Here is a 12,049-nt window from a genome sequence, read left to right on the forward strand (position 1 = left end):
TTTGACATTCGTATTTCTTTCGTTTTAACTGATGTCACTTTCGCAATCGCGCAAATTTTGTGCGATGCGAAATCAGCAGCAGGCTCGGAGGGGCAATTGGGCCGGGAGATATACGATATTTTCGTCATTGGCGGCGGCATCAACGGCTGCGGCATCGCGCGTGATGCCGTCGGGCGCGGCTATTCCGTCGCGCTGGCGGAGATGAACGATTTCGCCTCCGGCACCTCATCCGGCGCTACCAAGCTGATCCATGGCGGCCTGCGTTATCTCGAGCATTACGAGTTCCGCCTGGTGCGTGAATCGTTGATGGAGCGCGAGATCCTCTGGGCGATGGCGCCGCACATCATCTGGCCGCTGCGTTTCGTATTGCCTTATCATAAGGGCGGCATTCGCCCCGCTTGGCTGATCCGGCTCGGCCTCTTCCTCTACGACCATCTCGGCGGCCGCAAGCTGCTGCCGGCGACCTCGGTGCTCGACATGCGCAAGGACCCGGCCGGCAAGCCGCTGAAGGCGCTATTTACGAGAGCGTTCGAATATTCCGACGGCTGGGTCGATGACGCCCGCATGGTGGTGCTGAACGCCCGTGATGCCGCCGACAAGGGTGCGGCCATCATGCCGCGCACCAAAGTGGTCTCGGCAAGGCGCGAGAACGGCCTGTGGCATATCGAGACCGTCGATGCCGTCACCGGCCGCAATGACAGTCATCAGGCCCGTATGCTGGTCAATGCCGCCGGCCCCTGGGTCGATCATGTCATTCGTTCCGCCTTCGGCCAGAACGAGGCCCACCATGTCCGCCTCGTCCAGGGCAGCCATATTGTCGTGAGGAAGAAGTTCGACGATCCGCGCGCCTATTTCTTCCAGAATCCGGACAATCGCATCATCTTCGCCATCCCCTACGAGGGCGACTTCACCCTGATCGGCACGACCGACCGCGATTACACCGCCGATCCCAGGGATGTCCGGATCTCCGAGGAGGAGACGGTCTATCTCTGCAATGCGGCGTCCGAATATTTCAAGGAGCCGGTGCGGCCGGAAGATATCGTCTGGACCTATTCGGCGGTCCGCCCGCTTTATGACGACGGCGCCTCGAAGGCGCAGGAGGCGACGCGCGACTATGTGCTGAAGCTGGAAGGCGAGGGGCAGACCGCGCCGCTGCTCAATGTTTTCGGTGGCAAGCTCACCACCTATCGCCGCCTGTCCGAGCACGCGCTGGAGAAGATCGGTGCTGCGATCGGCGTCAAGGGTGCTCCGTGGACGGCCAAGAGCCATCTGCCCGGCGGCAATTTCCCGGTTCGCGGTTATGAGGGGCAGGTCGCCGCGCTGAAGCAGCGCTATCCGTTCCTCGCCGATCAGCACGCTCGCCGGCTGATCCGTCGCTACGGCACCAGGGCCGAGACGCTGCTCGGCAATGCCCGCGGCATCAACGATCTTGGACGGTTGTTCGGCGGCGATCTCTACGAGGCCGAGGTCGCCTATCTCGTTGAACATGAATGGGCCCGGCACGCCGAAGACGTGCTGTGGAGGAGAACAAAGGATGGTCTGCGCCTTTCGAAGGAGCAGGCTCAGTCACTGGAGGAGTACATGGCTGCCATGCCGGCGATGGCCGGATAGGCGGCGTGTGATCCCCGCTGCGTGGAGGCACGGGAACGGGAATGCTGGAACTGCGAAACGCCGCCAAGATGGTGGGCGCGGACTATCACATCTATCCGACCGATCTGGTCCTCGAGCGCGGCACGCTGAACGTCCTGCTCGGGCCGACGCTGTCGGGCAAGACGTCGCTGATGCGGCTGATGGCCGGGCTCGACCGTCCGACCGCCGGCTCCGTGCATTTCGACGGCGCCGACGTCACCGGCATGCCGGTGCAGAAGCGCAATGTCGCCATGGTCTACCAGCAGTTCATCAATTATCCGGCACTGACCGTCTATGAGAACATCGCCTCGCCGATGCGCATCTCTGGCAAGGATGCCGCCACCATCGACCGTGAGGTGCGCAAGGCGGCCGAGCTTCTAAAGCTTACGCCCTATCTCGACCGTACGCCGCTCCATCTCTCCGGCGGCCAGCAGCAGCGCACCGCGCTTGCGCGCGCGCTCGTCAAGAATGCCAGCCTGGTGCTGATGGACGAGCCGCTTGCCAATCTCGATTACAAGCTGCGCGAAGAGCTGCGGCAGGAATTGCCGAAGATCTTCGCCCAGTCCGGCGCGATCTTCGTCTACGCCACGACGGAACCCTCGGAAGCCTTGTTGCTTGGTGGCAATACGGCAGCGCTCAACGAGGGCCGGATCACGCAGTTCGGCCCGACGATCGAGGTCTACCGCAATCCGCTCGATCTGACGACGGCAAAAACTTTCGCCGATCCGCCGCTGAATTTTATTGATCTGGTCAAATCGGACGGCAATTTCCTGCGCGATGGCGACGTGATTTTTGCCGTGCCGGCGCATCTTCAGAACGTGCCGGACGGGCCGGCAACGATCGCGTTTCACCCGCATCATCTTGCTCCAACCGCCCAGACGGCCAATTCGGCGCGGCTGACGGCACGGACACAAATTTCGGAGATCACGGGGTCGGAAAGTTTCGTGCATCTGCAATTTGCCGATACCCGCTGGGTGATGCTTGCGCACGGCATCCACAACATCGACCCGGACGCGGACCTCTCCGTTTTCATCGACACGCGCCACCTGATGGCGTTCGGCGCGGACGGCCGGGCGATCACCACCGTATGGCAGAGGGGCTAGGAGAAGATCATGGCACGTATCACCCTCGATCATATTCGACATGCCTATGGGCCGAACCCGAAGACCGAGAAGGACTACGCCCTCAAGGAAGTACACCACGAGTGGAACGATGGCGGCGCCTATGCGCTGCTCGGACCTTCAGGCTGCGGAAAGACCTCGCTGCTCAATATCATTTCCGGCCTTATCCAGCCGTCCGAAGGGCGAATTCTCTTCGATGGACACGATGTTACGAACCTGCCGACGCAGCAGCGAAATATTGCGCAGGTATTCCAGTTTCCGGTCATCTACGACACGATGACCGTCTATGACAATCTGGCTTTCCCCTTGCGCAACCGCGGAGTGGCGGAGCCGGATGTTGATCGTCGCGTCCGCGAAATATTGGAGATGATCGATCTTGGAGGCTGGGCCAAGCGACGTGCCCGCGGTTTGACGGCGGACCAAAAGCAGAAGATTTCGCTCGGCCGCGGCCTCGTGCGCTCGGATGTGAACGCGATTCTCTTCGACGAGCCGCTCACTGTTATCGATCCGCATATGAAATGGGTGCTGCGATCGCAGCTGAAGCGACTGCATAAGCAGTTCGGTTTTACCATGGTCTATGTCACGCATGACCAGACGGAGGCGCTGACCTTCGCCGACAAAGTCGTGGTGATGTACGATGGCCAGATTGTGCAGATCGGCACGCCGGCCGAACTCTTCGAACGTCCGAGCCACACCTTCGTCGGCTACTTCATCGGTTCTCCGGGTATGAACTTCATGCCGGCCAAGGTGGAAGGCCGCACGGTTCGGGTCGGCGAGCATGCACTGACGCTCGACTATGCGCCGAAAACGTCGGCAGCGGCCAAGGTAGAGCTTGGAATCCGGCCCGAGTTTGTTCGGGTCGGCCGCGAAGGCATGCCGGTGACCGTCAGCAAGGTGGAAGACATCGGCCGGCAGAAGATCGTCCGTGCGCAGTTTGCCGGCCAGCCGATCGCGATCGTCGTGCCTGAGGACGAAGAAATTCCGGCTGATCCCCGGGTGACCTTCGAGCCGTCGGGTATCAGTATCTATGCCGACTCTTGGCGCGCTGGACCGGAGGCTTGATCATGGAAAAAACCTGGAACAACAAAGCGTGGTTTCTGGTCCTGCCGGTGCTCGTGCTGGTGGCGTTCTCGGCCGTCATCCCCTTGATGACGGTTGTGAACTATTCCGTTCAGGACACTTTCGGAAACAACCAGTTCTTCTGGAACGGAACGGACTGGTTTACCCAAGTCCTGCATTCCGACCGTTTCTGGGCCGCCCTGCAGCGAAACCTGATTTTTTCGCTGATCATTCTCGCTCTTGAGATCCCGCTCGGCATCTTCATTGCGCTCAACATGCCGAAATCGGGCATCGGCGTGCCCGTGTGCCTGGTTCTGATGGCACTGCCACTGCTGATCCCGTGGAACGTTGTCGGCACGATCTGGCAGGTGTTCGGCCGCAACGACATTGGTCTGTTCGGCTATTACATCAATGCCATCGGCATCGATTACAACTATGTGCAGGATCCGATCGATGCCTGGGTGACGATCATCATCATGGATGTCTGGCATTGGACGAGCTTGGTCGTCTTGCTCTGCTATGCCGGCCTCGTTTCCATTCCAGATGCCTTCTATCAGGCAGCCAAGATCGACGGTGCGTCGCGTTGGGCCGTATTCCGCTATATCCAGCTGCCAAAGATGAAGCGCGTTCTTCTGATCGCCGTGCTGCTGCGTTTCATGGATAGTTTCATGATCTATACCGAGCCGTTTGTCGTTACCGGCGGCGGTCCGGGCAACTCGACCACTTTCCTGTCGATCGATCTGGTCAAAACCGCGCTCGGACAGTTTGACCTCGGTCCGGCCGCTGCCATGTCGCTGATCTATTTCCTCATCATCCTGCTGCTTTCGTGGGTGTTCTACACCGTCATGACAAGCCACGACGCGGAGAATTGAAATGAGCGCCTCCAACGAAACGACAGCGAGCCGAAAAATCTCGGGCGTTACCAATGTCGCAAGCGGTCTCTCCTCCGATGAGGTCAGCCGTCTGATGCGCCGGCGCGGCGAGGAATCGCGCTGGTGGTGGCTGGTTCCGACGATCTATATCATCGTGCTGCTGTTGCCGATCTACTGGCTCGTCAACATGAGCTTCAAGACCAATGCGGAAATCGTCAATTCTCTGACGCTTTATCCGCATAACCCGACGATCGCCAATTACGTGACGATCTTTACGGAGAAAGCGTGGTATTCCGGCTATCTCAATTCGATCACTTATGTCGTCATGAACATGGTGATCTCAGTGGCGGTTGCGTTGCCGGCGGCCTATGCCTTCTCCCGTTATCGGTTCCTCGGCGACAAGCATCTCTTCTTCTGGCTGCTGACGAACCGGATGGCGCCGCCTGCCGTCTTTGCCCTGCCGTTCTTCCAGCTCTATTCGGCGTTTGGACTGATCGATACGCACATCGCCGTGGCATTGGCCCATTGCCTCTTCAACGTGCCGCTGGCGGTCTGGATTCTTGAAGGCTTCATGTCGGGCGTGCCGAAGGAAATCGACGAAACGGCTTATATCGACGGCTACTCGTTCCCACGATTCTTCCTGAAGATCTTCACGCCTCTGATCGCGAGCGGCATCGGTGTCGCCTGCTTCTTCTGCTTCATGTTCTCCTGGGTCGAGCTGCTGATCGCAAGAACGTTGACGACGACCGACGCGAAGCCGATCGCTGCCACCATGACCCGTACCGTCTCGGCATCCGGCATGGATTGGGGTCTGCTCGCCGCTGCGGGTGTTGTGACCTTGATCCCAGGGGCGCTGGTGATCTGGTTCGTGCGCAATTACATCGCCAAGGGCTTCGCCCTGGGGAGGGTTTGATGAGCTTTTCGCTTCCCGATTTTTCATGGATGGCATGGACCTGGCCGACGGCCGCTTTCTTCATCGTCATCATATTGCTGCTGATCGGCATGGGGGTCTGGGAGTATGCCGTGCCGGGCGGCAACCCGCGGATCGGAATCCTGCGCTTCGAGACGACGCGCGGTGACCGGCTTTTCCTTTCGCTGCTCGGCAGCGCCTTTATCCATCTTGCCTGGCTTGGTCTCGCGGGATCAAGCCTCTGGTGGGCTCTCGCCCTCTCCGTCGTCTACGCCGTCGGCGTATTCCGTTACGTGTGAGGGAAGCTGATGCAGATGGCCGGGGGTATTTCTGGCCACCTGAGACGTGAAGACTGCAATCGCAAACCCTGGGAGGACATTATGCGAAGGCATTTATTGACCACGACAGCAGCGGTACTGCTGGCCATGACCGGGTCGGCCTATGCCGGCATGGACGAGGCAAAGACTTTCCTGGATAAAGAGATCGGCGACATGTCGACGCTCTCTCGCGCCGACCAGGAAAAGGAAATGCAGTGGTTCGTCGATGCTGCGAAGCCCTTCGCCGGCATGGAGATCAAGGTCGTTTCGGAAACCTTGACCACCCACAAGTATGAGTCCGAGGTTCTGGCTCCGGCCTTTACTGCGATCACCGGCATCAAGGTCACGCACGACGTCATTCAAGAGGGCGACGTTGTCGAGAAGATCCAGACACAGATGCAGACCGGTCAGAACCTTTATGACGGCTGGGTCAACGACTCCGACCTGATCGGGACCCACTGGCGCTATCAACAGGTGCGCAACCTGACTGACTGGATGGCCGGCGAAGGCAAGGACGTTACCAACCCCGGCCTCGATATCGACGACTTCATCGGCACCAAGTTCACGACGGCGCCGGATAAGAAGCTCTACCAGCTTCCTGACCAGCAGTTCGCCAACCTCTACTGGTTCCGCTACGACTGGTTCAACGACGAGAAGAACAAGGCCGATTTCAAGGCGAAATACGGCTACGACCTCGGCGTTCCGGTCAACTGGTCGGCCTACGAGGACATTGCTGAATTCTTTACCGGCCGTGACGAGAACGGCAAGAAGGTCTTCGGCCACATGGACTACGGCAAGAAGGACCCGTCGCTCGGCTGGCGCTTCACCGACGCCTGGCTTTCCATGGCCGGCAACGGCGACAAGGGCCTGCCGAACGGTCTTCCGGTCGACGAATGGGGTATCAAGGTCGACGAAAAGTCGCGTCCCGTCGGCTCATGCGTCGCGCGCGGCGGTGATACCAACGGCCCGGCCTCCGTCTACTCGATCCAGAAGTATCTCGACTGGTTGAAGGCCTACGCACCGCCGGAAGCTCAGGGCATGACCTTCTCGGAATCCGGTCCGGTTCCGGCACAGGGTAACGTCGCGCAGCAGATCTTCTGGTACACGGCCTTTACAGCAGACATGGTCAAGCCTGGCCTGCCTGTCATGAACGAAGACGGTACGCCGAAATGGCGCATGGCACCGAGCCCGCACGGCGTTTACTGGAAAGACGGCATGAAGCTCGGCTATCAGGACGTCGGTTCCTGGACTCTGATGAAGTCGACCCCGACGGACCGTGCGAAAGCGGCCTGGCTCTATGCGCAGTTCGTGACCTCCAAGACGGTTGACGTGAAGAAGAGCCAGCTCGGTCTCACCTTCATTCGCGAATCCACCATTCGCGATAAGAGCTTTACGGAGCGTGCTCCGAAGCTCGGCGGTCTGATCGAGTTCTATCGTTCGCCTGCGCGTGTTCAGTGGTCGCCAACCGGTACCAACGTTCCCGACTATCCGAAGCTGGCTCAGCTTTGGTGGCAGGCAATCGGTGACGCGTCCTCCGGTGCGAAGACGCCGCAGGAAGCCATGGATTCTCTCTGCGGCGAGCAGGAGAAGGTCATGGGTCGTATCGAGAAATCGGGCGTCCAGGGCGATATCGGCCCGAAGCTCGCCGAAGAGCATGATCTCGCTTATTGGAACGCGGATGCGGTGAAGAAGGGCAACCTTGCGCCGCAGCTGAAGATCGAGAACGAGAAGGAAAAGCCGGTCACCGTCAACTACGACGAACTCGTCAAAAGCTGGCAGTCGAAGTAAGGCGGACCGCGGCCGGAGGCGACGAGGCTTCCGGCCATTCACTTCCCGCCACCGGCAGCAGGCCGGTGGCACCCACAATCTTTCTCTCATGACATCCCCGCATCCGCCCTCCTGGGCGGAGCGGTTTCGTGCGAGCCGGAGACGGATATGAGCGGCTATATTCTTTCGATCGACCAGGGCACCACGTCTTCGCGCGCGATTATCTTCGATGGCGGCATGAAAATGGCGGGGTCCGCGCAGGCGGAGATCACCCAATATTATCCGCAGCCCGGATGGGTGGAGCACGACGCGGCCGAAATCTGGCAGTCCGTCGCCGATACGGCGCGCAAGGCGATCGCCGATGCCGGTTTGAAGCCTACCGATATTTCCGCCGTCGGCATCACCAACCAGCGCGAGACGGCGGTCGTCTGGGATCGCCGGTCCGGAACTCCTCTTCACCGCGCGATCGTCTGGCAGGACCGGCGCACAGCGGAAATGTGCGAAAGCCTGAAGGCGGACGGATATGAGAAGCTGTTCAGCGCCAAGACCGGGCTGCTGCTCGATCCGTATTTTTCGGGGACCAAGCTGCGCTGGCTGCTCGACAATGTCGATGGGCTGCGCGAGAAGGCGGAGGCGGGCGAGGTCTGCTTCGGCACGATCGACAGTTGGTTGATCTACAAGCTGACCGGCGGCCGCGTGCATGCGACCGATGCTACCAATGCATCGCGAACGCTGCTCTACAATATCGATGACGGCGCCTGGGACGCGGAACTGCTCGGCATTCTCGGTATTCCCCCTGCCATGCTGCCCGAGGTCAAGGAATGCGCCGACGATTTCGGCCGCGTCGACAAGGCTCTCTTCGGCGCGGAGCTTCCGATCCTCGGGGTCGCCGGCGACCAGCAGGCAGCCGCGATGGGCAATGCCTGCTTCGAGCCCGGCATGATGAAATCCACCTATGGCACCGGCTGTTTCGCCTTACTGAATACCGGCCGGGACCGTGTTTCCTCGTCCAACCGGATGCTGACGACCATCGCCTGCCGGCTCGACGGCGAGACCACTTATGCCCTCGAAGGCTCGATCTTCATCGCCGGCGCCGCCGTGCAGTGGCTGCGCGATGGGCTCGGCATCATCGAGCAGGCGTCCGAGGCAGGCGTGCTCGCGGCCAAGGCTGATCCCGGGCAGCAGGTCTATATCGTCCCCGCCTTCACCGGGCTGGGCGCGCCTTATTGGGATCCGGCGGCGCGCGGCGCGATCTTCGGCCTGACGCGCAACAGTGGACCGGCGGAATTTGCCCGCGCCGTGCTTGAATCCGTCGCCTATCAGACGCTGGACCTGCTCGTGGCGATGAAGAAGGACTGGGGTGTCAACCAGCTGGAAACCGTGCTGCGAGTCGACGGTGGCATGGCGGCTTCGGACTGGACGATGCAATGCCTCGCCGACATGACCGGAAATCCGGTCGACCGCTCGGCAATCCGCGAGACGACGGCGCTTGGCGCGGCCTGGCTTGCCGGTTCGAAGGCCGGCATCTGGCCCGGCAGGCGGGAGTTTGTACAAGCCTGGGTCTGCGACCGCCGCTTCAGCCCTTCGATGGAGGAGGGCGAGCGTCAGGGCAAGATCATCGGCTGGAAGAATGCCGTATCGCGGATGATCTCGGACGCTTCGGTGGGATAGCCGCTCGTCTCGTGGGCAAACCATCGCTGTGCTGCGCCGGCCGGATAGCCTGCCAACCCACCGCACCTCCATCGTATGATGTGGGCGCAATGCAATTGTACAATGATCAGAAGTCTTTCGAGTTTCCCTGAGCCGGATAACAACATGGTCGACGTCGTCGCTGTTTCTTCTAGCGCCCGGATCAGCCAATCGGTGACGTAAACAGATATCGTAATTTCACGCCTTCTGGCGTGGGGACCGGGCCATCAGGCGGGCATAGGCGATGGCTGAGAGCATGTTGATGTGGTTGGCCTTTCCCGTGCCGGCAATGTCGAAAGCGGTGCCGTGATCGACCGACACCCGGTCGATCGGCAGGCCGAGCGAGACGTTGACGGCCGTTTCGAAGGCGACGAGCTTGATCGGGATGTGGCCCTGGTCGTGATACTGGGCGATGACAAGATCGAAGGCGCCGTTATAGGCGCGGGCGAAGACTGTGTCGGCCGATATCGGCCCGACGACGTCGATGCCATTGGCCTGCGCCTGTTCGACGGCGGGCGCCAGGAATTCCATGTCCTCGGTGCCGAATAGGCCGTTTTCGCCGCAATGCGGGTTGAGGCCGGCAACGGCGATGCGCGCTTTCTTGCCGAGGCGCAGGAAATGGCGGTGGCCAGCCTCGATGGTCGCGAGCACCCGCTCGGTCTTGGCGCGCTCGATTGCGCCCTTTAGCGAGATATGGGTCGAGACATGGATGGTGTTCAGCCGCTCTGAGGCAAGCAGCATGAAGGAGCTCTTCGAGCCAGTGAGATGGGCGAGCAGCCCGGTATGGCCGTCATGATGATGGCCGGCGAGGTTCATCGCCTCCTTGTTGATCGGCGCGGTGACGATGACATCGGCTTCGCCAGTCATGGCGAGATTGACGGCACGGGTGATATAGCGCACCGAGGCATCGCCGGCGACGGGGCTGACCTTGCCGATCTCGGGCAGGGCCGCGCCGAGCGGAACTTCATCGACAGCGATCCTGTCATCGCCGGGGGCATCGGCCGGACCGAATTTCAGCCCGGTGCCGCTGACGCGGTCGGCGCGCTCCAGCGCTTCGACATTGCCGACGATGACGAAATCGCGACGCTCTTCGCTCGGAAGAGCCGCCATGGCCTTGACGATCACCTCGGGGCCGACGCCGGCGGGATCACCGAGCGTGACGGCGACTTTCGCATTCCTGTCCATGATCAAGGTCCCTTCTGAAAACCGTGTCGCCTAAAAAGCGGCTGCGTAAATCGAGCGAATGTCGGCGCGGGTAAGATCGCGCGGATTGTTGTCGAGCAGGCGGCGAATGGCAAAGGCGTCGTCGGCCATGGCGTCGAGATCGCTTTCCGGCACGCCGAGGCCTGACAGTTTCATCTCGATGCCAAGTTCGGCGCAGAAAGCATAGGCCGCATCGAAGACGGAGCCTGAGTTTTCCGAGGTTTGACGCCCAAGCGCTGCCATCACCGCTTTCGTCTTCTCGGGCGCAGACGGCGTGTTGAAGGCGAGAACATGCGGGAAGATCAGCGCATTCGCAGCGCCATGCGCGACATGCCAGCGTGTACCGAGCGGATAGGCCAGCGCATGGCCGCCGGCGGTATTGACCGGACCGAGGCAGAAGCCGCCATAGAGCGAGGCGAGCGACAGGCCGGAGCGCGCTTCGGCATCGTTGCCGTCCTTGACGGCGCGGGCGAGATATTTGCCGACCAGCCGCGTTCCCTCGATCGCGTAGATATCGACCATCGGATGGGCCTTGCGATTGGTGAACGCTTCGACGCAATGGGCCATGGCGTCGACGCCGGTGGCGGCCGTCGTGCGCGCCGGCACGCTGAAGGTGAGCGCCGGATCGATGACGGCGATATCGGCCAGCATGTGCAGGCTTTCGACAGCGAGCTTCGCCATCGTCCTGGGGTCGGTGACGAGCGCGCGGATGCCGGCCTCGCTGCCGGTGCCCGATGTCGTTGGCACCTGGGCGAGCGCTGCCTTGCGCGGCCCGTGCACCTTGTTCGGGCCGACGACGTCATGCAACGTCTGCGCGGAGCCGGCAAGAACGGCGGCGAGTTTTGCCAGATCCATGGCGCTGCCGCCGCCGAAGCCGACAATCAGCTCGGCGTCGGCGCCGTTTGCCGCCGAGAGCACCTTTTCGAGGTTGGCGGTATCCGGCTCGGGCGTCACTTCGGCAAAGACTGTCACCTCGCCCTTTAATTCCAGCAGGTCGATGCGCGAGGCATTGAAAGCATCGGAGATGACGAGCGTGCGCCTATAACCCTTTTCGGCAGCCCATTTGCCGAGCTTTGCCGCCGTGCCGATGCCGAATTCGATCAGATGCGGCCGGACGATCGTGATTGGCGAATCCAAGCTGGCCATGAACCAGTCCTCCTGCGAGATCTTGCGGCGATAGTGTCGCGTCATTTATTGTAAAGTTGTAAGATCAATGTCAAGCCGACAATCCAGATCGGCGGAAATTTTATCGCCGAGCATGCCGCAGAACAGGCCCCAGGCCATTTCTTCGTTCCAGTATATGACTTAAAATCAGATGCTTACATGTGTGTGGATCGAACGGTCGGTTAAAAGGTTAGCCGCCATCATGTCGGCGGCGGCGAGGCCAACCCTGTTGTCAAATCCTCGGCGTGACCGGCCGATCTCCCTGTGTCCCGCATGGTCTCATGCGGGATCGGAAAGCAGATTTACAATTCCAGGCCG

At 60.8% G+C, this 12,049-nt stretch carries 10 protein-coding genes; 8 read left to right on the forward strand and 2 right to left on the reverse strand.

Annotation, left to right across the window (positions count from 1 at the left end; genetic code table 11):
- The first annotated feature begins 96 nt into the window (after positions 1-96).
- The 8 genes from glpD to glpK all read left to right on the forward strand — a co-directional run bounded on the left by glpD (position 97) and on the right by glpK (position 9,346).
- Positions 97-1,611, forward strand: a complete 1,515-nt coding sequence (glpD, locus tag EFD56_RS02610) for a glycerol-3-phosphate dehydrogenase (protein WP_037115056.1) — start codon at positions 97-99, stop codon at positions 1,609-1,611.
- Positions 1,612-1,652: 41 nt separating this feature from the next.
- Positions 1,653-2,732 (forward strand): ABC transporter ATP-binding protein, encoded by a 1,080-nt coding sequence (locus tag EFD56_RS02615; RefSeq protein ID WP_126904545.1) that lies wholly within the window; start codon positions 1,653-1,655, stop codon positions 2,730-2,732.
- A 9-nt stretch (positions 2,733-2,741) separates the two neighbouring features.
- Complete coding sequence (locus EFD56_RS02620) at positions 2,742-3,812, forward strand: ABC transporter ATP-binding protein (protein ID WP_004673594.1); 1,071 nt, start codon at positions 2,742-2,744, stop codon at positions 3,810-3,812.
- A 2-nt stretch (positions 3,813-3,814) separates the two neighbouring features.
- Entirely contained in the window at positions 3,815-4,681 is an 867-nt protein-coding gene (locus tag EFD56_RS02625; RefSeq protein WP_016735689.1) for a carbohydrate ABC transporter permease, read from the forward strand.
- 1 nt (position 4,682) lies between these two features.
- A complete protein-coding gene (locus tag EFD56_RS02630) occupies positions 4,683-5,594 on the forward strand; it encodes a carbohydrate ABC transporter permease (protein ID WP_004673590.1) in 912 nt (303 codons plus the stop codon).
- Complete coding sequence (locus tag EFD56_RS02635; protein WP_004673588.1) at positions 5,594-5,890, forward strand: DUF2160 domain-containing protein; 297 nt, start codon at positions 5,594-5,596, stop codon at positions 5,888-5,890. Before EFD56_RS02630 ends, EFD56_RS02635 begins: the two co-directional genes overlap by 1 nt.
- Positions 5,891-5,971: 81 nt before the next feature.
- On the forward strand, positions 5,972-7,696 hold the full coding sequence (locus EFD56_RS02640; RefSeq protein ID WP_037145939.1) for an ABC transporter substrate-binding protein: 1,725 nt from the start codon (positions 5,972-5,974) through the stop codon (positions 7,694-7,696).
- A 147-nt stretch (positions 7,697-7,843) separates the two neighbouring features.
- On the forward strand, positions 7,844-9,346 hold the full coding sequence (glpK, locus tag EFD56_RS02645) for a glycerol kinase GlpK (RefSeq protein ID WP_004673583.1): 1,503 nt from the start codon (positions 7,844-7,846) through the stop codon (positions 9,344-9,346).
- 216 nt (positions 9,347-9,562) lie between these two features.
- Here glpK and pdxA read toward each other — a convergent pair whose 3' ends face one another.
- Positions 9,563-10,549 carry a 4-hydroxythreonine-4-phosphate dehydrogenase PdxA gene (pdxA, locus tag EFD56_RS02650; RefSeq protein WP_126904546.1) on the reverse strand — a complete coding sequence of 329 codons (987 nt, stop codon included), beginning with the start codon at positions 10,547-10,549 and terminating at the stop codon, positions 9,563-9,565.
- Between the two features lie 30 nt (positions 10,550-10,579).
- Entirely contained in the window at positions 10,580-11,713 is a 1,134-nt protein-coding gene (locus EFD56_RS02655) for an iron-containing alcohol dehydrogenase (protein WP_037146279.1), read from the reverse strand.
- Between the last annotated feature and the right edge of the window lie 336 nt (positions 11,714-12,049).

Source organism: Rhizobium phaseoli, from assembly GCF_003985125.1.
Classification (GTDB): Bacteria; Pseudomonadota; Alphaproteobacteria; order Rhizobiales; family Rhizobiaceae; genus Rhizobium; species Rhizobium phaseoli.